Genomic DNA, 20903 nt, shown 5'->3' with positions numbered 1-20903 from the left:
CGGGCCTAGTCGGAGGCACCGGATCCGACAGGGTGGGGGCACCGAGCCAGCCGAGGCCGCCGGACCCCACAGGGGACACCAAGCCAGCCGAGGCCACAGGACCAGTCGGGGGCCCACCTGATCCCATGGAGGCCACCAGAACCTGCTGAGGCCTGCCAGCCACCCGCCGGGTCTGCCGGGACCCGCTGCGGCGTACCGAGGCCCGCCGAGGACCGTTGGGAACCGCCGAGAACCTGCGGTTACTGCAGAGCGACCGCCGAGGCCTACCAGGACCCACCGGGACCGGCGCCTAACGGGGCCCACCGGGACCGACCGAGAACCCCGCGGTCCCTGGCCAGCCCCCTCGGAGCCGGTCAGGAGCGGTCACGGACGGTCGGGAGCCCTCGGCGTCGGTCGGAGCCGTTCGGCGTCGGCCGGAACCAGTCAGAACCAGGTGCCGGTCAGATCCCGTCCGGGTCCGCCCGGCTCAGGGCCGGCTTCGGGGTCGGGCCCGCCGTCATCAGGTAGTCCGCGGCCGAGGTGTCCGTGACCAGGCTGGTGACCAGCCCGGAGCGCAGCACCGCGTCGATCGCGGCCGCCTTGCGCTGCCCGCCCGCGATCGCCACGACCTCCGGGATACGGCGCAGCTGATCGGCCTTGACCGTGATGCACCGCTCCCCCAGGTCCCGCCCGATCCGGCGCCCCTCGGCGTCGAAGAGGTGCGCGGACATCTCGGCGGCGACACCGAGCGAGGCGTAGTGCGCCCGCTCCTCGTCGCTGAGCATGTCGTGCACCGTCGAGATGCCCGGCTCCCAGGAACCGATGGAGACACAGGCGACCGTGACCTTGTCGAAGTACTCGAAGGCCCGGGCGATCCCGGTCTGGTTGCGCAGCGCCGCCGCGGTGGCCGCGTCCGGCAGCAGCATCGGCGCGTAGATGGGGTGCGCGTCCCCGCCCGACACCTGGGCCGCGCGGCGCACCGCCTCCACCGAGCCGCGCTCGGCGGTCCCGGCGTCGTACACGCCCGTCAGCTGCACCACCGTGCACGGCGGCAGCCGGTCCAGCGCCGCCGCCATGTGGATGGTGGACCGGCCCCAGGCCAGCCCCAGCACGTCCCCCTCGTTGACGAGCTCGCCGAGCAGGTCGGCGGCGACCTCGCCGAGGTTCTCGGGGTCGGGGGTCTCCTCGGCCTCGGCCGGGGACTCGACCACGACGGCATGCCTCAGGCCGTAGCGGGCGCGGAGCGCGTCGGAGCGCTCGGCGTCCAGCTCGGCCGGCACGCGGATCTCGATGCGCACGAGATCCCGTTCGAGGGCAGTCTCCAGGACCCGGGCCACCTTGAAGCGGCTGACGCCGAACTCCTCGGCGATCTGGATCTTGGACTTCCCCTCGAGGTAGAAGCGGCGGGCCATGGCCGCCGCCTGCACCAGCTCAGCGGGTCCCATCCGCATGGCTGACCGGCCCGCCGACATACCCGACACGGCGATCTCCTCACTGCTGTTCACACTCTGGATTCGCCGTTCATCCTTGCAGATTCGGGGCGACTGATCCGCCCTGATGGGCGCCGTTCACTTAACCGTTCACGTATCTGTGGCTCAGTGGTCGCATGCCCAGGACGCCTTGGCGGTAACGGCCTCCGCCTGGGCGCGCAGGGCACGGACCGCCTCCGCCGGGTCCTCGGCCCCGTACACCGCCGAGCCGGCCACGAAGACGTCCGCTCCCGCGTCCGCGCACTGCTCGATGGTCGAGGCGGAGACACCGCCGTCCACCTGGAGCCACAGCTGGAGGCCGTGCTTGCTGATCAGCTCCCGGGTGCGGCGGATCTTCGGCAGCATGATGTCGAGGAAGGCCTGGCCGCCGAAACCGGGCTCGACCGTCATGATCAACAACATGTCGAGCTCGGGCAGCAGATCCTCGAACGGCTCGATCGGCGTCGCCGGCTTGAGCGCCATCGAGGCACGGGCGCCCTTGGCACGTATCTCCCGGGCGAGCCGCACGGGCGCGGCGGCGGCCTCCACATGGAAGGTCACGGACGAGGCGCCCGCCTCGATGTACTGCGGAGCCCAGCGGTCGGGATCCTCGATCATCAGATGGCAGTCCAGCGGGGTGTCCGTCGCACGGGCCAGGGACTCCACGACCGGCACGCCGAGCGTGAGGTTGGGGACGAAGTGGTTGTCCATGACGTCGACATGGAGCCAGTCGGCGCCTTGGACCGCCTTGGCCTCCTCCGCGAGACGCGCGAAGTCGGCGGACAGGATGCTGGGGTTGATCTGCACGGCCATGCCCCAAGACTGCCATGTCCGGAGCACTGATGTTCGCGCCGGTCCACAGGCCGGCTCGTTCATCGTACGAGTACGACGAATACGCCCGCCTGTGGATAACTCCCGGCCGACCCGTGCCCTCAGCCGGTACGACGGATGAGTGTCAGATACATGGCGTCGGTGCCGTGCAGATGCGGCCACAGCTGAATGTCCGGCCCGTCGCCGAGCGCCGGCACCCCGGGCAGCAGCGGGCGCGCGTCGACCAGCTCCGTCTCGGGGTGCTGCTTGAGTACGTCGGCGACGACCGCCCGGGTTTCGGCAAGGTGCGGCGAGCAGGTGGCGTACCCGACGATTCCGCCGACGCGCACCGAGTCGAGCGCGGTGCGCAGCAGGGCGCGCTGGAGCGGCGCGAAGCTCTCCAGGTCCTCCGGGCGCCGCCGCCAGCGGGCCTCGGGGCGCCTGCGCAGCGCGCCGAGTCCGGTGCAGGGCACGTCCATGAGGACGCGGTCGAAGGTGCCGGGGCGCCACGGCGGCCGGGTGCCGTCGGCGGCGATGACCTGGTACGGCCCCGGGTTGCCGGCCAGCGCCTTGGCGACCAGCCCTGCCCGGTGCGGCTGCTTCTCGGAGGCGAGCAGCGTGGCCCCACGCTCGGCGGCGAGGGCGGCGAGCAGCGCGGCCTTGCCACCGGGCCCGGCGCATCCGTCGAGCCACAACGCGTCGGACCCCTCGACGGGCGCGTTGGCAAGCGCCAGGGCCACCAGCTGGCTGCCCTCGTCCTGCACCCCGGCCCGCCCCTCGCGCACCGCCTCCACCGCGCCCGGCTCGCCGCCCTCGGCGAGCCGCACGGCGTACGGCGACCAGCGCCCGGGCACGGCGGCCTCCTCGCGCAGCAGCTCCTCGGCGGTGGCCCGCCCCGGCCGCGCGACGAGCGTCACCTCGGGCCGCTCGTTGTCAGCCTCCAGCAGATCCTCGATACCCGCGCGCCCGCCGCCGAGGGAGTCCCAGAGCGCGGAGACGACCCAGCGAGGGTGCGAGTGCACGACAGCGAGATGGTCCTCCGGGTCCTCGTCGTACGGCGGCGCGACCTTCTCCAGCCACCCGTCGAGGTCGTCCTGGGCCACCTTCCGCAGCACGGCGTTGACGAACTTGGCCCGCCCGTCGCCGAGCACCACCCGGGCCAGCTCGACGGAGGCCGACACGGCGGCGTGCGTCGGGATCCGGGTCCCGAGCAGCTGGTGCACACCGAGGCTGAGCACGTCGAGCACCGGCGGGTCGACCTCGCGCAACGGCCGGTCGACACAGGCTGCGATCACCGCGTCGTACGTACCCTGCCGCCGCAGCGTGCCGTACACCAGCTCGGTGGCGAGGGCGGCGTCCCGCGCGTCGAAGTCGCCCTTCTCACGGGCCTTGCGCAGCAGCGGGGGCAGCACGAGGTTGGCGTACGCGTCCCGCTCGTCGACCGCGCGCAGCGCCTCGAAGGCCAGGATGCGGACGGGGTCCTTCTGGGGACGGCGGTAGGGCTTGGCGGGCTTACGGGGCCGCCGGGACTGCTCACTCACGAAAAAGGTGCTCCGGATAAGGAAGAAGTACGCATCCCAGCGTACGTCGGGGGACGGCCGTCAGCTGCCGAGGGTCTCACTGTCGGCGATACGCACGCCACGGGCCCAGTCGGCGGCCCGCATCGGCTTCTTGCCCTGGGCCTGTACCCAGAGCAGCTCGACGGCGTACGACCCGGTGCCCACGTGCACGCTGTTCTTGCCGATGGCCATCCGTCCCGGCGCGAGGTCGGTCCGCTCGGGCACGGGCGTGACCTGGATCAGCTTGAGCCGCTCACCGCGGAAGGTGGTCCAGGCGCCGGGCGCCGGGGTGCAGCCGCGCACGACCCGGTCGACACGCAGCGCGGGCGTGGCCCAGTCCACACGGGCGTCCTCGACGGTGATCTTCGGCGCGACGGTGATGCCGTCGGCCGGCTGCGGCACGGCCTTCAGGGTGCCGTCCGCGATGCCGTCCATGGTCGCGGCGAGCAGCCCGGCGCCGGCGAAGGCGAGCCGGGTGAGCAGGTCGCCGCTGGTGTCGGTGGCCCGGATCTCCTCCGTCACGGTGCCGTAGACGGGCCCGGAGTCCAGCCCCTCCTCGATGAGGAAGGTGGAGGCGCCGGTGATCTCGTCGCCCGCCATGATGGAGTGCTGCACCGGCGCCGCCCCGCGCCAGGCGGGCAGCAGCGAGAAGTGCAGGTTGACCCAGCCGTGGGTGGGGATGTCGAGGGCGACGCGGGGCAGCAGCGCGCCGTAAGCGACGACCGGGCAGCAGTCGGGCGCGATCTCCTTGAGCCGCTCCAGAAACTCGGGATCGCCCGGCCTGACCGGCTTCAGCACCTCGATCCCAGCCTCCTCCGCCCGCTCGGCCACGGGCGACGCGACCAGCCTGCGCCCGCGCCCGGCCGGTGCGTCGGGCCGCGTGACGACGGCGGCCACCTCGTGCCGCCCGGAGGCGATCAGTGCGTCCAGAGCGGGAACGGCGACCTCGGGGGTACCGGCGAAGACAAGCTTCATGGGCGGGATCGGGCCTCTCGGGCGGGGGTTGAACGGGCAGCGCACCAGTCTATGACCACGGCCGGAGGAGGAGACGGCCAACGGGGCGAACGGCGGACCTCAGGCCGGCGCTCGGCAGACGGCGGAGCACGGTCGGCGCTCGGCGCTCGGCGCTCGGCGCTCGGCGCTCGGCGCTCGGCGCTCGGCGCTCGGCGCTCGGCGCTCGGCGGCTAACGAGCGGATGGCGGGACGCGGACGACGAACGTCGGACCGCGGACGGCAGACCGCAGACCGCAGACCGCAGACCGCAGACCGCAGACCGCAGACGATGGACCGTGGCTCACGGCCCACGGCCCACGGACGGGCAGCCGCCGACGGCGGGCACGCACCACAGGTTGTCCGGCCTCTCTGCCAACTGGAAACGGGCGGCGCGCGGGTGGGCAGACGGCGTACGCATATGCCCGTACGCCCCCACCCCGTGACCAGCGGAGCGCACACGCGTTGGTCAAGAAAGAGTTGACCACACCGGGCCGCTTTCGCGGCCCGATTCCTTTCAACGCCGGTTCGAGAGGCTTGTTCATGGCCGACCACGCAACCCACGACGCCCAGGCCCGGGCCAGCCTGCACTTGCTGGTGCGGGACATCGAGCGGGTCCGCCGCCAGGTGGACGCACTGCGCACGCTCACCGCCCAGTTGGGCAACGTCTACCGCCCGCGCCGCTCCGGCCCGTCCACGGGCTTCGTCGTCTACGGACGCGCCCCCGCCCCGACGGTCCGCCTCGCCCAGGAACTCCGCGACAGTGTCGAAACCCTGGTCACGGCCGCCGTGGACTTCGACCGCTCACTCGGTTTCTCGTGGGACGCGGTGGGCTCGGCGCTCGGAGTCACCAAGCAGGCGGTGCACCGCCGTTACGGCGCCCGCCGCGCCGCGGCCCAGGCGGCCGCCGAGGCCGAGCGGTCGTCGGAGCCGTCCGGCACGCGCACGCTCAACGTGAACGCCGGCCTGCCGTCGGTGCCCACCGTCCCCGCGGCCCGCTCGATGCCCACCCAGCCGACCGCGGGCAGCCCCGCCCTGCGCGACGACGCCCGCCCGACGGCCTTCCCCGGGCCGCGCAACGGCTGACGTACCCCGCCTTCTGCCCTCCCGACACGACGTCCGGGAGGGCAGACACATGTCCCCGGCACCTCACCGGGGTCACCCGATGTCCGGCGGATCGATCCGCACCCGGACCGCCTCCCCGCTGCCGCTCCCCCGCGCCATCCGAGCGGCCTGAGCGGTCTTGAGCGCGAAGGCCAGCGCCGCCCCGCTCCCCGGCGGCACCCGCACGAGCACCCGCTCCCAGTGCTCACCGGGCGGCGGAGCGCCGGGCCTGCGGGGCCGGCCGGGCAGGGTGGGCGGTACCGGTACGGGCCCCAACACCTCGGCGTCCGGCGGCAGTTCGACCGAGGTCAGAAACTCGGCGACGGCCGCGGGCGGTCCGGTGACGGCCGCCATCCTCGACACCGGCGGGAAGCCCAGTTCGGCCCGCTCGGCCAGTTCCCGCACGGCGTGCCCGACGGGGTCCCAGCGCACCAGCGCCTGCACGGGCCGCAGGGTCGGCTCGGCCACCACGACCACCGTGCCCCCCTCGCTCTGCGGCCGGACCAGCGCGCCCGCCGCGATCCACCGGCGCAGCGCGTCCTCTCCGGCCCGCAGGTCGGGTCGTACGAGCATGGCCCAGCCGTCCAGCAGCAGGGCCGCCGCGTAGCCGCCCTCGGCGACGGGTTCGGCGCCCGGGGTGCTCACGACCAGCGCGGGCGTGCCCGGCACGGTGTCCAGCACGTGTTCGCGCCCCGAGGTCCGCACCGGTACGGCGGGAAAGGCGCGCCCCAGCTCCTCGGCCGTGCGCCGCGCGCCGACGACCTGGGCGCGCAGCCGGAAGCCGCCGCACTCCGGGCAGTGCCACGCGTTGTCCTCGCGCCCGCACCAGCCGCACCGCAGCACCCCCGCGTCCTGCCCCTGGAGCGGCCCGGAGCAGTGCCGGCAGCGCGCGGGCTCGCGGCACTGGTTGCAGGCCAGGCGGGGCACGTAGCCACGGCGGGGCACCTGCACCAGCACCGGCCCGTGCCGCAGCCCCTCCCGGGCCGTCTCCCAGGCGAGGCTCGGCAACCGGGCGGCCCGGGCGGCCTCGTCGCGCGCGAGGTTCTCGTCGCCGACGGTCCGGACCAGGGGCGCGGCCCGACGCACCTGCTCCCGGCCCGCGACCAGCGGACGGGCCCAGCCGCTCTCCACGAGCTGGGCGGCCTCCACGGTGCAGCCGAATCCGCCCAGCAGGAAGGCGCACCTGTCCAGCGCGGCGCGCAGCAGCAGCACATCGCGCGCGTGCGGCTGCGGGGCGTGCTGATCGCTGAGGCTGTCGTCGCCGTCGTCCCAGACCGCGACGAGCCCCAGGTCCCGCACGGGCGCGAACATGGCCGCCCGGGTCCCGACGACGGCCCGTACGGATCCGCGTCGCACCGCGAGCCACTGCGCGTACCGCTTCTCGGGCCCCGCGTCGGCGGTGAGCAGCGCGTGCCGGCCCTCGCCGAGCAACGCGGTGAGCGCGGCGTCGACCCGTGCGGCGTCCCGCCCGTCCGGCACGACGACGAGGGCGCCGCGGCCCGAGGCGAGGGTGGCGGCGACGGCCCGGGCCAGCTCCTCGCTCCACAGCGGGCCCGGCAGCGTGTTCCAGACGGCCCTGGGCGCTCCGCCGGAGGCCAGTGTGTCGAGGAAGGCGCCGCCGTGCTCGTACCGCGCCCAGGAGCCGGCCTCGGGTGCCCGGGGCGGTGGCAGCGGCGCGGGTGAGGGGCGCTTCTCCGCGGCGGCGCTGCGCGGCGGCACGGCCAGCTGGAGGACGTCGGCGAGGCTTCCGGCGTACCGGTCCGCGACGGCCCTGGCGAGCCCCAGCAGCTCCTCGCTCAGGACGGGCTCGGGGGACACGACCTGGGCGAGCGCCGCGAGCGGGCCGGAGTAGTCGGTCTCGGCCCGGCGCTCGATCAGGAACCCGTCGATGAGCCCGCCGCCCTCGCGGCGCCCCTCGCGCACCCGGTGCCGCCCGGCCCCGAACCGCACCCGCACCCGCACCCCGGGCTGCGCCTCTTCGTCCAGTTCCTCGGGCACCGCGTAGTCGAAGTACCGGTCGAGGTGCAGCACGCCCTTGTCGACCAGCACCCGGGCGACCGGCAGCTCCTTGGCGAGCGTGGCCCCCCGCCAGGTGCGCGGCTTGGCACGCGGCGTCTTCGCCTTGCGCACGCTCTCCCGAATGAGCGCGAGCTGCTCCGGCGGCGCGCCCTCGGCCCCGCCGTCCCCGTCCACTCGGGGTGCCCCGTTCTCGCTGCTCACGCTTGCATTCTTACCAAACGCCACCGACAACGGCCCGCCCCCGGCGCCTCGAGCCACCCCGGACACGCCGAGGCCCGGCCCCCGTCAGGGAAGCCGGGCCTCGGCGAGGGAGGGGGTGCGGGCCTACAGGCCCACGGCCTTGCGGAGGGCGTCGACGCGGTCGGTGCGCTCCCAGGTGAAGTCGGCCAGCTCGCGGCCGAAGTGGCCGTAGGCCGCCGTCTGCGAGTAGATCGGGCGGAGCAGGTCGAGGTCGCGGATGATCGCGGCCGGGCGGAGGTCGAAGACCTCGTCGATGGCCTTCTCGATCTTCTCGGTCTCGATCTTGTGGGTGCCGAAGGTCTCCACGAAGAGACCGACGGGCTCGGCCTTGCCGATGGCGTAGGCGACCTGGACCTCGCAGCGGGAGGCCAGGCCGGCCGCGACGACGTTCTTGGCGACCCAGCGCATGGCGTAGGCGGCCGAGCGGTCGACCTTGGACGGGTCCTTGCCGGAGAAGGCGCCGCCGCCGTGGCGGGCCATGCCGCCGTAGGTGTCGATGATGATCTTGCGGCCGGTGAGGCCGGCGTCGCCCATCGGGCCGCCGATCTCGAAGCGGCCGGTCGGGTTGACCAGCAGGCGGTAGCCCTCGGTGTCCAGCTTGATGCCCTCGTCGAGGAGCGCCTTCAGCTCCGGCTCCACGACGAACTCGCGGATGTCGGGAGCGAGCAGCGACTCCAGGTCGATGTCGGAGGCGTGCTGCGAGGAGACGACGACCGTGTCGAGGCGGACGGCCTTGTCGCCGTCGTACTCGATGGTGACCTGCGTCTTGCCGTCCGGGCGCAGGTAGGGGATGGTGCCGTTCTTGCGGACCTCGGACAGGCGCTTGGACAGGCGGTGCGCCAGGAAGATCGGCAGCGGCATGAGGGTCGGCGTCTCGTCGGAGGCGTAGCCGAACATCAGGCCCTGGTCGCCGGCGCCCTGCTTGTCCAGCTCGTCGTCGTCGCCTTCGACCCGGGACTCGTACGCCGTGTCGACACCCTGCGCGATGTCCGGGGACTGTGCACCGATGGACACCGACACGCCACAGGAGGCGCCGTCGAAGCCCTTCTTGGAGGAGTCGTAGCCGATCTCCAGGATCTTGTTGCGGACCAGGGTCGCGATGTCCGCGTAGGCCTTGGTCGTGACCTCGCCGGCCACGTGGACCAGGCCGGTGGTGATCAGCGTCTCGACGGCGACCCGGGAGGTCGGGTCCTCGCGCAGAAGCGCGTCGAGAATGGTGTCGCTGATCTGGTCAGCGATCTTGTCGGGGTGACCCTCGGTCACGGACTCCGAGGTGAACAGGCGACGGGACACAACGCTCCCTGGGGTTGCAGCGGCTGCTGGCTGATCATTTGCAGTCGGCACGAGGGCTGCGCCCGGTGCCGACCTTGAACAGTTTATCGGTCGCACTCCGCCGGTGGGTCACCGTCTCGCCTCTCGGGAGCGCTGTGACCTGCGGCACGGGAATTCTGCACAATGCCGGGTGACGTTGGCCAGGGTCGCCACACCGGAATCCAGCGGTCCTCATGCACGCCCCCAGCGGACGGCCCGGACGGTGCGCCGGGGGCTCATCCCAGGCGCCGCGCGACCAAGTCCCAGACGGTGTCGGCCAGGGCTTCCTTGGGTCCGTGCGGTACCGGGGTCTCGGTTCCGTCGGCGCCCAGCACAACCGCCTCGTTCTCCTCGGAGCCGAACGTCTTGCGCTCCCCCACCTCATTGACCACGAGCAGGTCGCAGCCCTTGCGGGCGAGCTTGGTGCGGCCGTTGGCGAGCACGTCGTCGGTCTCGGCGGCGAAACCGACGATCACCTGCCCTGGCCTGGCACGATCGGCTGAAATCTCCGCGAGGATGTCCGGATTCCGCACCAGGACGATCGGGTCGGGTTCCTGGCCGTCCTTCTTCTTGATCTTCCCGGCGGCGTAGGCCGCGGGGCGGAAGTCGGCGACGGCGGCGGCCATGACGACCGCGTCGGCGTCCGCCGCGGCCTTCAGGACGGCCTCGCGCAGCTGGACGGCCGTGCCGACCGGGACGACGTCCACGCCCGCCGGGTCGGGCAGGCCGGCGTTGGCCGCGATCAGCGTGACGCGGGCGCCGCGGGCGGCGGCGGTGCGGGCGAGGGCGTAGCCCTGCTTGCCGGAGGAGCGGTTGCCGAGGAAGCGGACCGGGTCGAGCGGCTCGCGGGTGCCGCCGGCGGAGACGACGACGTGCCGTCCCTCGAGGTCCGGCCGGGTGACGCCCCGGGCCAGCACCCGGCGGCAGACCTCGAAGATCTCGGCCGGCTCGGGCAGCCGGCCCTTGCCGGTGTCGACGCCGGTGAGCCGGCCGACGGCGGGCTCGATGACGACGGCGCCGCGGCGGCGCAGCGTGGCCACGTTCTCCTGGGTGGCCGGGTGCTCCCACATCTCGGTGTGCATCGCGGGCGCGAAGACCACCGGGCAGCGGGCGGTGAGGAGGGTGTTGGTGAGGAGGTCGTCGGCGAGGCCGTGGGCGGCCTTGGCGAGCATGTCGGCCGTGGCGGGTGCGACGACCACCAGGTCGGCGTGCTGGCCGATGCGGACGTGCGGGACCTCGTGGACGTCGTCCCAGACCTCCGTCGAGACGGGGTGGCCCGACAGGGCGGACCAGGTGGCGGCGCCGACGAAGTGCAGCGCGGCGGCGGTGGGCACGACGCGCACGTCATGACCCGACTCCGTGAACCTTCTCAGCAGCTCACAGGCCTTGTAGGCGGCGATGCCGCCGCTGACCCCCAGAACGACCTTCGGCTTGTCCACGCTCACTCCCCGGACTCGGAACCCTGCAACACCCATGACACACCACAGGCCCGGCAGCATGACTGCCGGGCCTGTGGATAAGTCAACCGCAATCTGAAAGTACTACTGGGCGGGGCCCTCAATGGCCTCCGACGTCAGCAGACCCGCGTTGATCTCGCGCAGGGCGATCGAGAGCGGCTTCTCGTGAACGTGGGTGTCGACGAGGGGACCGACGTACTCGAGGAGACCCTCGCCGAGCTGCGAGTAGTACGCGTTGATCTGACGGGCCCGCTTGGCCGCGTAGATCACGAGGCTGTACTTCGAGTCGGTGGCCTCGAGAAGCTCGTCGATCGGCGGGTTGATGATGCCCTCGGGCGCGGTGATGGAAGAGGACACGCTCTACCTTCCGATGGATGGGAAAGAACCAATCATCGTGATCACAGTCACGATCACACAACGTCCATCAAGGCTAGCAGCTCGCGCGCCACGTCCTCGACGGAGGTGTTGACCAAGGTCATGTCGAACTCCGGCTCGGCCGCCAGCTCGGTCCTGGCCGCCTCCAGGCGGCGCTCGATGACCTCGGGCGGCTCGGTGCCCCGGCCGGTCAGCCTGCGCACCAGCTCCTCCCAGGAGGGGGGAGCCAGGAACACCAGCCGGGCGTCGGACATCGACTCCCGGACCTGCCGGGCGCCCTGGAGGTCGATCTCCAGCAGCACGGGCTCGCCGTTCTCCAGCCGCTCCAGCACGGCCGCGCGGGGCGTGCCGTAGCGGTTGCCGGCGAACTCGGCCCACTCCAGCAGCTCGCCGTTGGCGATCAGCTTGTCCATCTCCTCGTCGGTGACGAAGAAGTAGTGGACTCCGTGCTGCTCGCCGGGGCGCGGCCTGCGGGTGGTGGCCGACACCGAGAGCCAGACCTCGGGGTGTTCCTTGCGCATATGGGCGACGACCGTGCTCTTGCCGACCCCCGAGGGGCCGGAGAGCACGGTCAGCCGCGGACGTTCGCTCATGCAGCGATTATTCCAGCAATCCCGGGGTGCCCGGGACGCCCGGTCCCACTCCCCGTACGCCGGGGAGACGGGCTCAGGAGCCGGTGCTGCCGAACTCACGCTCCAGGGAAGCGATCTGGTTGGAACCGAGACCGCGCACGCGGCGGCTCTCGGAGATGCCCAGACGCTCCATGATCTGCTTGGCGCGGACCTTGCCCACGCCCGGCAGCGACTCGAGCAGTGCGGAGACCTTCATCTTGCCGATGACGTCGTTCTCCTGGCCCTGCTTGATGACCTCGTGCAGGGAGGCGCCGGAGTGCTTGAGTCGATTCTTGACCTCGGCCCGCTCCCGGCGAGCCGCGGCGGCCTTTTCGAGCGCGGCTGCGCGCTGTTCAGGGGTAAGGGGCGGAAGAGCCACGCCTACGTCACCTCGGATGTCGAACTGTCGGATACGGACCGGTGAGGAACCTAGTCGCCCCACACCTGGGGAGCTACGAGCAACACGCTGCCCGTTCTCCCCCACTGCCTTAGGGGCGTGAGAGGTGCCCCCACTGCTCGGAGACTAGCGGGCAAGTCCGCCAGAGTCAGCGAGAACAGCGGAAAAGTCCTGGTCAGCCTCCGTCAGGCCGGACATTTCAGACATAATGCCCTCGATTTGAGGATGTATTCACACTCAAGTCGCCGGCCCGCCGCCCGCCAGGGCACCCGTCGGAGGGCTCAGGAACCCCCGACGACCGCCTGAATCTCCTCGGCGAAGCGCTCGGCGGCGGCCCGCAGCGCCCCGGCGTCGGGACCGTGACGCAGAACACCCCGGCTCACGTTCGGCACGACGTTGCGCACCGCCGCCCCGAAGACCTTCGGAAGGTCGGCCGCCGTCGCCCCCTGCGCGCCGACGCCGGGCGCGAGGAGCGGACCGTTGATCGCGAGGTCGTACGACGACAGGTCGCCGACCGTGGCACCGACGACGGCGCCGAAGGAGCCCAGCGGCTCCTCCCCCGCGTTCTCGGCGGCCAGGTGGGCCAGCATGGTCGCGCCGACGCTGCGGCCGTCCACGCGGACCGCGTGCTGCACCTCGGGGCCCTCCGGGTTCGAGGTCAGCGCCAGCACGAACAGACCGGCACCGCTCTCCCGGGCCAGCGCGACGGCCGGGCTGAGCGAGCCGTAGCCGAGGTACGGCGAGACGGTCAGCGCGTCGGAGAACAGCGGGGCGTCCTTGTGCAGGTAGGCCTCCGCGTACCCGGCCATGGTGGAGCCGATGTCGCCGCGCTTGGCGTCCATCACGACCAGGGTGCCGGCCGCGCGCGCCTCCCGGACGACCGTCTCCAGGACGGCGACACCGCGCGAGCCGAAGCGCTCGAAGAAGGCGCTCTGCGGCTTCATCACGGCGACCCGGTCGGCCACGGCCTCGACGACCGTGCGGCTGAACCGCTCCAGACCGGCCACGTCGTCGTTCAGGCCCCACTCGGTGAGCAGGGAGGCGTGCGGGTCGATGCCGACGCACAGCGGGCCGCGCTCGTCCATGGCGCGGCGCAGCCGGGCGCCGAAGGGCTCCATCGAAGTCATGCGGGCTTCCTCACGTCGGCGCCGACCGCGTCGGCGAGGGTGGCGTACGGGCTGGTGCGCAGGCGCGCGGCGAGGCCCTTGTGGATCGCGCGGCACCAGAAGGGGCCCTCGTAGATGAAGGCGCTGTAGCCCTGGACCAGCGTGGCACCGGCCAGGATGCGCTGCCAGGCGTCCTCGGCGGTCTCGATGCCGCCGACGCCCACCAGGGTGATCCGGTCGCCCACGCGCGCGTACAGGCGGCGCAGGACCTCCAGGGAGCGTGCCTTGAGCGGGGCGCCGGACAGGCCGCCGGTCTCCTGCACGATCGCGGGCGCGGAGCGCAGGCCGAGGCCCTCGCGCGCGATGGTGGTGTTGGTGGCGATGATGCCGTCCAGGCCCAGTTCCACGGCCAGGTCGGCGACGGCGTCGACGTCCTCGTCGGCGAGGTCCGGGGCGATCTTCACCAGCAGCGGGACGCGCCGGTTCGCGACCGTGCGGTCCGCGGCCTCGCGCACGGCGGTGAGCAGCGGGCGCAGCGCCTCGGTGGCCTGGAGGTTGCGCAGGCCGGGCGTGTTCGGCGAGGAGACGTTGACCACCAGGTAGTCGGCGTACGGCGCGAGCCGCTCGGCGGACTTCACGTAGTCGCCGACGGCCTCCGCCTCCGGGACGGCCTTGGTCTTGCCGATGTTGACGCCCACGACGGTCCTGAAGACCGGCTCACGGGTCGCGAGGCGGGCCGCCACGGCCAGCGAGCCGTCGTTGTTGAAGCCCATGCGGTTGATCAGCGCGCGGTCCGCGACGAGGCGGAACAGCCGCTTCTTGGGGTTGCCGGGCTGCGGCTCCCCCGTCACCGTGCCGATCTCGACGTGGTCGAAGCCCAGCATCGCCATGCCGTCGACGGCGACGGCGTTCTTGTCGAAGCCGGCGGCGAGCCCGAAGGGGCCGTGCATGCGCAGCCCGAAGGCCTCCGTGCGCAGCTCCTTGCGGCGGGGCGCGAGGGCGGCCGCGACGAAGGTGCGCAAGCCGGGGACGCGGACGGCGAGGCGGATCCAGCGGAAGGCCAGGTGGTGGGCCTTCTCCGGGTCCATCCGGGTGAAAACCAGACGGAAGAAGAGCTTGTACATCTCGGGAAAGTCCTCAGGGTCCTCATACAGAGGGGGACACCGTTTCCGGTGTCCCCCTCAGGGCTGCTAGTCGCGGGCCGCGGTCAGGTGTTCCGCGTGTTCCTGGAGCGAACGGACGCCCACGTCACCGTGGTTGAGCGCGTCGATGCCCTGGACGGCGGCGGCGAGCGCCTGGACGGTCGTCAGGCACGGCACCGACCGGGCGACGGCCGCCGTACGGATGTCGTAGCCGTCGAGGCGGCCGCCGGTGCCGTACGGCGTGTTCACGATGAGGTCGACCTCGCCGTCGTGGATCAGCTGGACGATGGTCCTCTCGCCGTTCGGGCCGGTGCCCTCGGACTGCTTGCGTACGACGGTGGCGTTGATGCCGTTGCGCTTGAGCACCTCCGCCGTGCCCGAGGTGGCGAGCAGCTCGAAGCCGTGCGCGACCAGCTCGCGCGCCGGGAAGATCATCGAGCGCTTGTCGCGGTTGGCGACCGAGATGAACGCGCGTCCCTTGGTGGGCAGCGGGCCGTACGCCCCGGCCTGCGACTTGGCGTACGCCGTGCCGAAGACGGAGTCGATGCCCATGACCTCGCCGGTGGAGCGCATCTCCGGGCCGAGGACGGTGTCCACGCCGCGGCCCTGGATGTCCCGGAACCGGGACCAGGGCATGACGGCCTCCTTGACGGAGATCGGCGCGTCCAGCGGCAGCTCGCCGCCGTCGCCCGTCGCCGGGAGCAGGCCCTCGGCACGCAGCTCGGCGATGGTCGCGCCCAGCGAGATCCGGGCGGCGGCCTTCGCCAGCGGCACCGCGGTCGCCTTCGAGGTGAAGGGGACGGTGCGGGACGCGCGCGGGTTGGCCTCCAGGACGTAGAGGATGTCGCCCGCCATCGCGAACTGGATGTTGATCAGACCGCGCACGCCGACACCGCGCGCGATGGCCTCGGTGGAGGCCCGCAGGCGCTTGATGTCGAAGCCGCCCAGGGTGATCGGGGGCAGGGCACAGGCGGAGTCGCCGGAGTGGATGCCGGCCTCCTCGATGTGCTCCATGACGCCGCCGAGGTACAGCTCCTCGCCGTCGTAGAGGGCGTCGACGTCGATCTCGATCGCGTCGTCCAGGAAGCGGTCGACGAGGACCGGCCGGGAGGGGCTGATCTCGGTCGACTCGGCGATGTAGGAGGCGAGGCGGGTCTCGTCGTAGACGATCTCCATGCCACGGCCGCCGAGGACGTACGACGGCCGGACGAGGACCGGGTAGCCGATCTCGTCGGCGATCGCCTTGGCCTCGGCGAAGGTGGTGGCGGTGCCGTGTTTCGGGGCCGGGAGACCGGCCTCGGCGAGGACGCGGCCGAAGGCGCCGCGGTCCTCGGCGGCGTGGATGGCCTCGGGGGACGTGCCGACGACCGGTACGCCGTTGTCCTTCAGCGCCTGGGACAGGCCCAGCGGGGTCTGGCCGCCCAGCTGCACGATCACGCCCGCCACCGGGCCGGCCTGCTGCTCGGCGTGGACGATCTCGAGGACGTCCTCCAGGGTCAGCGGCTCGAAGTACAGCCGGTCGGAGGTGTCGTAGTCGGTGGAGACGGTCTCCGGGTTGCAGTTGACCATCACCGTCTCGTAGCCCGCGTCGCTCAGCGCGAAGGAGGCGTGGACACAGGAGTAGTCGAACTCGATGCCCTGACCGATGCGGTTCGGGCCGGAGCCCAGGATGATCACCGCGGGCTTCTCGCGGGACGCGACCTCGGTCTCCTCGTCGTAGGAGGAGTAGAAGTACGGCGTCTTCGCGGCGAACTCGGCGGCGCAGGTGTCGACCGTCTTGTAGACCGGGCGGATGCCGAGCGCGTGCCGCACCTCGCGGACGACGTCCTCGCGCAGGCCGCGGATCTCACCGATCTGGACGTCGGAGAAGCCGTGCCGCTTGGCCTCGGCGAGCAGCTCGCGGGTCAGCTCGGGGGCCTCGGCCAGCTCGTCCGCGACCTCCTTGATCAGGAAGAGCTGGTCCACGAACCACGGGTCGATCTTCGTGAACTCGAAGATCTCCTCGGGCGTGGCGCCCGCGCGGATGGCCTGCATGACCGTGTTGATCCGGCCGTCGGTGGGCCGTACGGCCTCGCGCAGCAGGGTGTCCTTCTCGCCGGGCTCACCGACGAAGGTGAACTGCGAGCCCTTCTTTTCCAGCGAGCGCAGCGCCTTCTGGAACGCCTCGGTGAAGTTGCGGCCGACGGCCATGGCCTCGCCGACCGACTTCATGGTGGTGGTCAGCGTGGAGTCGGCCTGCGGGAACTTCTCGAACGCGAAGCGCGGGGCCTTGACGACCACGTAGTCGAGCGTGGGCTCGAAGGAGGCCGGGGTCTCCTGCGTGATGTCGTTGGGGATCTCGTCCAGCGTGTAGCCGACGGCCAGCTTGGCGGCGATCTTCGCGATCGGGAAGCCGGTCGCCTTGGAGGCGAGTGCCGAGGAACGCGACACGCGCGGGTTCATCTCGATGACGATCACGCGACCGTCCTCGGGGTTCACCGCGAACTGGATGTTGCAGCCGCCGGTGTCGACGCCGACCTCGCGGATGACGGCGATGCCGATGTCCCGCAGGATCTGGTACTCGCGGTCGGTCAGCGTCATCGCGGGCGCGACGGTGATCGAGTCACCGGTGTGCACGCCCATGGGGTCGAAGTTCTCGATGGAGCAGACGACCACGACGTTGTCGTGCTTGTCGCGCATCAGCTCCAGCTCGTACTCCTTCCAGCCGAGGATGGACTCCTCCAGGAGCACCTCGGTGGTCGGGGAGAGCGTGAGGCCCTGGCCGGCGATGCGGCGCAGCTCCTCCTCGTCGTGGGCGAAGCCGGAGCCGGCGCCGCCCATGGTGAAGGAGGGGCGGACGACGACCGGGTAGCCGCCGAGCTGCTCGACGCCCTTGAGGACGTCGTCCATGGAGTGGCAGATGACCGAGCGGGCGGACTCGCCGTGCCCGATCTTCGCGTTGACGGCCTCCACGACGCCCTTGAACAGGTCGCGGTCCTCGCCCTTGTGGATGGCCTCGGGCTTGGCGCCGATCAGCTCGACGCCGTACTTGGCCAGGACACCGTTCTCGTGCAGCGAGATCGCGGTGTTCAGCGCCGTCTGGCCGCCCAGCGTGGGCAGCAGGGCGTCGGGGCGCTCCTTGGCGATGATCTTCTCGACGAACTCCGGGGTGATCGGCTCGACGTAGGTGGCGTCGGCGATCTCCGGGTCGGTCATGATCGTCGCCGGGTTGGAGTTGACGAGGATCACGCGCAGGCCCTCGGCCCTGAGCACACGGCACGCCTGCGTGCCGGAGTAGTCGAACTCGGCGGCCTGGCCGATGACGATCGGGCCGGAGCCGATGACCAGGACGGACTGGATATCGGTGCGCTTAGGCACGCTGGCCCTCCATCAGGGAAACGAAGCGGTCGAACAGGTAGGCGGCGTCGTGCGGGCCCGCTGCCGCTTCGGGGTGGTACTGGACGGAGAAGGCCGGCTGGTCGAGCAGCTGCAGCCCCTCCACGACGTTGTCGTTCAGGCACACGTGCGAGACCTCGGCGCGGCCGAACCTGGTGTCGCTCACCTTGTCGAGCGGCGCGTCGACGGCGAAGCCGTGGTTGTGCGCGGTGACCTCGACCTTGCCGGTCGTACGGTCCTGGACCGGCTGGTTGATGCCCCGGTGGCCGTACTTCAGCTTGTAGGTGCCGAAGCCGAGGGCGCGGCCGAGGATCTGGTTGCCGAAGCAGATGCCGAACAGCGGCGTCTTCCGCTCCAGGACGGCGGTCATGAGCGCGACCGGGCCCTCGGCCGTGGCGGGGTCGCCGGGGCCGTTGGAGAAGAAGACCCCGTCCGGGTTGACGGCGTAGATGTCGTCGGCCGTGGCCGTGGCCGGGAGGACGTGCACCTCGATGCCGCGCTCGGCCATGCGGTGCGGGGTCATGCCCTTGATGCCGAGGTCGATCGCGGCGACGGTGAACCGCTTCTCGCCGATCGCGGGGACGACGTACGCCTCCTGGGTCGCGACCTCCTCGTACAGGCTCAGGCCCTTCATGCGGGGCTGGGCCTGCACGCGCTCGAGGAGCTCGCTCTCGGGGGCGATCGCCTCGCCGGAGAAGATGCCGGCGCGCATCGAGCCGCGCTCGCGCAGGTGGCGGGTCAGCGCGCGGGTGTCGATCCCTGAGATGCCGACCACGTTCTGCGCGACCAGCTCGTCGTCCAGGGAGCGCTTGGCGCGCCAGTTGGACGGCACGCGCGCGGGGTCGCGCACGACGTAGCCGGAGACCCAGATGCGGCTCGACTCGTCGTCCTCGTCGTTCCAGCCGGTGTTGCCGATCTGCGGCGCGGTCGCGACGACGATCTGCCGGTCGTACGACGGGTCGGTGAGGGTTTCCTGGTAGCCGGTCATGCCGGTGGAGAACACGGCCTCGCCGAAGGTCTCCCCCACGGCCCCGTAGGCGCGGCCGCGGAAGGTGCGGCCGTCCTCCAGGACGAGTACGGCGGGAACCTTGGCAGCTCCCCTGGTGGAGGTCGTCATCGTGCGCCTTCCGTGTCGTTGATCATGTCGTTCAGGGTGTCGACCCACTCGGTGTGCTCGGCCGCGTGGTCGGAGCGGAAGCCGGAGTCGATCAGCTTGTCGCCGAGCGCCCAGGTCACCACCAGCAGGCCGCCCTCGGTGAGGACCTTGCCGGCGATGCCCTTGTCCAGCCGGGCCCCGCGCAGTGCGGCGGTGGGGACGAAGAAGTCGGCCGCTCCGGGACGCTCGACCTCCAGGCCCGCCTCCGTCAGCGTGAGCTCGGCCCGGCTGCGGGTGCCCAGGCCGTGGGCCACGATGCGGTCCAGCCACTGCCCGGCGGTGGTGGAGCCGTGGTAGCGGCCGCTCATGCTCAGTTTCGCCGGGCCGGTCTCCTCCGGCGCGCTGGGCGGCTCCGGAAGGTCGCTCTGGAGCGTGCCGCGCCACTTCCAGCCCTCGCGCATCAGCCAGTAGACGAGCGCGATGAACAGGACGAGTCCGACGAGCCAGCCGATGCGGGCCGGCCAGTCGGTGACGTCGGCCGACTTCTGGGCCTCGGCCAGCAGGATGAGAGGTGTCACGTGAGCTTCCCGTCGACGAGCGTGGCCTTGCCCCGCAGCCACGTGTGCGTCACACGGCCCGGCAGCTCACGCCCCTCGTAGGGGGTGTTGCGGCTGCGCGAGGCGAAGCCCGCGGGGTCCACCTGGCCACGGTATTCCGTGTCGACGAGGGTGAGATTGGCGGGCTCACCAGCCGAGACGGGACGGCCGTGCCCGGTGGCCTGTCCGATCTGCGCGGGCTTGACGGACATCCGGTCGGCGACGCCGGCCCAGTCCAGCAGGCCCGTGTCGACCATGGTCTCCTGGACCACTGACAGCGCGGTCTCCAGCCCCACCATCCCCATGGCGGCCGCCGCCCACTCGCAGTCCTTGTCCTCGTGCGGGTGCGGGGCGTGGTCGGTGGCGACGATGTCGATCGTGCCGTCGGCGAGCGCCTCGCGCAGGGCGTGCACGTCCCGCTCGGTGCGCAGCGGCGGGTTGACCTTGTAGACGGGGTTGTAGGTGCGCACCAGCTCGTCGGTGAGGAGCAGGTGGTGCGGGGTGACCTCGGCGGTGACGGAGATACCGCGGGACTTGGCCCAGCGGACGATCTCCACCGAACCGGCGGTCGAGAGGTGGCAGATGTGGACGCGGGAGCCGACGTGCTCGGCGAGCAGCACGTCCCGCGCGATGACCGACTCCTCGGCGACGGCGGGCCAGCCGCCCAGGCCCAGCTCGGCGGAGACGACGCCCTCGTTCATCTGGGCGCCCTCGGTCAGCCGGGGCTCCTGCGCGTGCTGGGCGACGACACCGCCGAAGGCCTTCACGTACTCCAGCGCCCGGCGCATGATCACGGCGTCGTCCACGCACTTGCCGTCGTCGGAGAAGACGGTGACCCCGGCGGCCGACTCGTGCATGGCGCCCAGCTCGGCGAGCTTCCTGCCCTCCAGGCCGACGGTGACGGCGCCGATGGGCTGCACGTCGCAGTAGCCGTGCTCCTGGCCCAGCCGGTAGACCTGCTCGACGACACCGGCGGTGTCGGCGACCGGGAAGGTGTTGGCCATGGCGAACACGGCCGTGTAGCCGCCGGAGGCGGCCGCGCGCGTGCCGGTCAGCACCGTCTCCGAGTCCTCGCGGCCGGGCTCGCGCAGGTGGGTGTGCAGGTCGACCAGGCCCGGCAGCAGCACCTTGCCGGCGGCCTCCACGACCTCGGCGCCCTCGGCACTCAGACCGACACCCACCTCGGCGATCGTCTCGCCGTCGATCAGCACGTCCTGCGGCTCGCCGCCGAGCACCTTCGCACCACGGATCAGGATCTTGCTCATGG

General features: G+C 72.0%; 17 protein-coding genes. 1 reads left to right on the top strand and 16 read right to left on the bottom strand.

Translation table 11 applies throughout. The features are described 5' to 3' along the window. Positions 1-440: 440 nt before the first annotated feature. The 4 genes from ACH47Z_RS11375 to fmt form a co-directional block, all read right to left on the bottom strand. Entirely contained in the window at positions 441-1484 is a 1044-nt protein-coding gene (locus ACH47Z_RS11375; protein WP_399072951.1) for a sugar-binding transcriptional regulator, read from the bottom strand. 90 nt (positions 1485-1574) lie between these two features. Then, positions 1575-2261 carry a ribulose-phosphate 3-epimerase gene (gene rpe / locus ACH47Z_RS11370; RefSeq protein WP_399072950.1) on the bottom strand — a complete coding sequence of 229 codons (687 nt, stop codon included), beginning with the start codon at positions 2259-2261 and terminating at the stop codon, positions 1575-1577. Positions 2262-2380: 119 nt separating this feature from the next. Beyond that, complete coding sequence (locus tag ACH47Z_RS11365; protein WP_399072949.1) at positions 2381-3799, bottom strand: RsmB/NOP family class I SAM-dependent RNA methyltransferase; 1419 nt, start codon at positions 3797-3799, stop codon at positions 2381-2383. Positions 3800-3859: 60 nt separating this feature from the next. Further along, positions 3860-4792: a methionyl-tRNA formyltransferase gene (fmt, locus tag ACH47Z_RS11360; RefSeq protein ID WP_399072948.1), complete on the bottom strand. Its 933-nt coding sequence runs from the start codon at positions 4790-4792 to the stop codon at positions 3860-3862. Between the two features lie 558 nt (positions 4793-5350). Between fmt and ACH47Z_RS11355 the strand changes: the two genes are divergently transcribed. Next, complete coding sequence (locus ACH47Z_RS11355) at positions 5351-5893, top strand: hypothetical protein (RefSeq protein ID WP_399072947.1); 543 nt, start codon at positions 5351-5353, stop codon at positions 5891-5893. Positions 5894-5965: 72 nt separating this feature from the next. On the opposite strand, the gene ACH47Z_RS11350 is transcribed toward ACH47Z_RS11355, so the two are convergent. The 12 genes from ACH47Z_RS11350 to ACH47Z_RS11295 all read right to left on the bottom strand — a co-directional run bounded on the left by ACH47Z_RS11350 (position 5966) and on the right by ACH47Z_RS11295 (position 20901). Further along, positions 5966-8131 (bottom strand): primosomal protein N', encoded by a 2166-nt coding sequence (locus ACH47Z_RS11350; RefSeq protein ID WP_399072945.1) that lies wholly within the window; start codon positions 8129-8131, stop codon positions 5966-5968. A 123-nt stretch (positions 8132-8254) separates the two neighbouring features. Further along, complete coding sequence (gene metK / locus ACH47Z_RS11345; RefSeq protein ID WP_399072944.1) at positions 8255-9463, bottom strand: methionine adenosyltransferase; 1209 nt, start codon at positions 9461-9463, stop codon at positions 8255-8257. Positions 9464-9717: 254 nt separating this feature from the next. Continuing rightward, on the bottom strand, positions 9718-10920 hold the full coding sequence (gene coaBC, locus ACH47Z_RS11340) for a bifunctional phosphopantothenoylcysteine decarboxylase/phosphopantothenate--cysteine ligase CoaBC (protein WP_399072943.1): 1203 nt from the start codon (positions 10918-10920) through the stop codon (positions 9718-9720). A gap of 102 nt (positions 10921-11022) precedes the next feature. After that, a complete protein-coding gene (rpoZ, locus tag ACH47Z_RS11335) occupies positions 11023-11295 on the bottom strand; it encodes a DNA-directed RNA polymerase subunit omega (protein WP_005319902.1) in 273 nt (90 codons plus the stop codon). A 53-nt stretch (positions 11296-11348) separates the two neighbouring features. Continuing rightward, positions 11349-11906 carry a guanylate kinase gene (gene gmk, locus ACH47Z_RS11330; protein ID WP_399072942.1) on the bottom strand — a complete coding sequence of 186 codons (558 nt, stop codon included), beginning with the start codon at positions 11904-11906 and terminating at the stop codon, positions 11349-11351. A 73-nt stretch (positions 11907-11979) separates the two neighbouring features. Next, entirely contained in the window at positions 11980-12303 is a 324-nt protein-coding gene (locus ACH47Z_RS11325; RefSeq protein WP_003977346.1) for an integration host factor, read from the bottom strand. 299 nt (positions 12304-12602) lie between these two features. After that, positions 12603-13448 carry an orotidine-5'-phosphate decarboxylase gene (pyrF, locus tag ACH47Z_RS11320; RefSeq protein WP_399072941.1) on the bottom strand — a complete coding sequence of 282 codons (846 nt, stop codon included), beginning with the start codon at positions 13446-13448 and terminating at the stop codon, positions 12603-12605. Continuing rightward, a complete protein-coding gene (locus ACH47Z_RS11315) occupies positions 13445-14551 on the bottom strand; it encodes a quinone-dependent dihydroorotate dehydrogenase (protein WP_399072939.1) in 1107 nt (368 codons plus the stop codon). The genes pyrF and ACH47Z_RS11315 overlap by 4 nt, the downstream gene beginning before the upstream one ends. 66 nt (positions 14552-14617) lie before the next feature. Beyond that, the gene (carB, locus tag ACH47Z_RS11310; protein WP_399072938.1) at positions 14618-17926 is read right to left on the bottom strand and encodes a carbamoyl-phosphate synthase large subunit; all 3309 of its coding nucleotides are present in this window, start codon (positions 17924-17926) and stop codon (positions 14618-14620) included. Continuing rightward, positions 17919-19061, bottom strand: a complete 1143-nt coding sequence (carA, locus tag ACH47Z_RS11305; protein ID WP_399072937.1) for a glutamine-hydrolyzing carbamoyl-phosphate synthase small subunit — start codon at positions 19059-19061, stop codon at positions 17919-17921. Before carA ends, carB begins: the two co-directional genes overlap by 8 nt. Beyond that, entirely contained in the window at positions 19058-19618 is a 561-nt protein-coding gene (locus ACH47Z_RS11300) for a hypothetical protein (RefSeq protein ID WP_399072936.1), read from the bottom strand. Before ACH47Z_RS11300 ends, carA begins: the two co-directional genes overlap by 4 nt. Beyond that, positions 19615-20901, bottom strand: coding sequence for a dihydroorotase (locus tag ACH47Z_RS11295; protein ID WP_399072934.1), 1287 nt, complete (start codon positions 20899-20901; stop codon positions 19615-19617). Before ACH47Z_RS11295 ends, ACH47Z_RS11300 begins: the two co-directional genes overlap by 4 nt. Between the last annotated feature and the right edge of the window lie 2 nt (positions 20902-20903).

Source organism: Streptomyces sp. NPDC020192, from assembly GCF_044388685.1.
Taxonomy (GTDB): Bacteria; Actinomycetota; Actinomycetes; order Streptomycetales; family Streptomycetaceae; genus Streptomyces.
Note: the sequence above shows the minus strand (reverse complement) of the source record. Positions and strands in the feature narration are given on the sequence as shown.

Coding starts and splice junctions, on each gene's coding strand:
- rpe (WP_399072950.1), bottom strand. CDS start 2,261: ATGGCCGTGCAGATCAACCCCAGCATCCTGTCCGCCGACTTCGCGCGT.
- ACH47Z_RS11315 (WP_399072939.1), bottom strand. CDS start 14,551: ATGTACAAGCTCTTCTTCCGTCTGGTTTTCACCCGGATGGACCCGGAG.
- ACH47Z_RS11355 (WP_399072947.1), top strand. CDS start 5,351: ATGGCCGACCACGCAACCCACGACGCCCAGGCCCGGGCCAGCCTGCAC.
- ACH47Z_RS11295 (WP_399072934.1), bottom strand. CDS start 20,901: ATGAGCAAGATCCTGATCCGTGGTGCGAAGGTGCTCGGCGGCGAGCCG.
- carA (WP_399072937.1), bottom strand. CDS start 19,061: ATGACGACCTCCACCAGGGGAGCTGCCAAGGTTCCCGCCGTACTCGTC.
- fmt (WP_399072948.1), bottom strand. CDS start 4,792: ATGAAGCTTGTCTTCGCCGGTACCCCCGAGGTCGCCGTTCCCGCTCTG.
- gmk (WP_399072942.1), bottom strand. CDS start 11,906: ATGAGCGAACGTCCGCGGCTGACCGTGCTCTCCGGCCCCTCGGGGGTC.
- pyrF (WP_399072941.1), bottom strand. CDS start 13,448: ATGACTTCGATGGAGCCCTTCGGCGCCCGGCTGCGCCGCGCCATGGAC.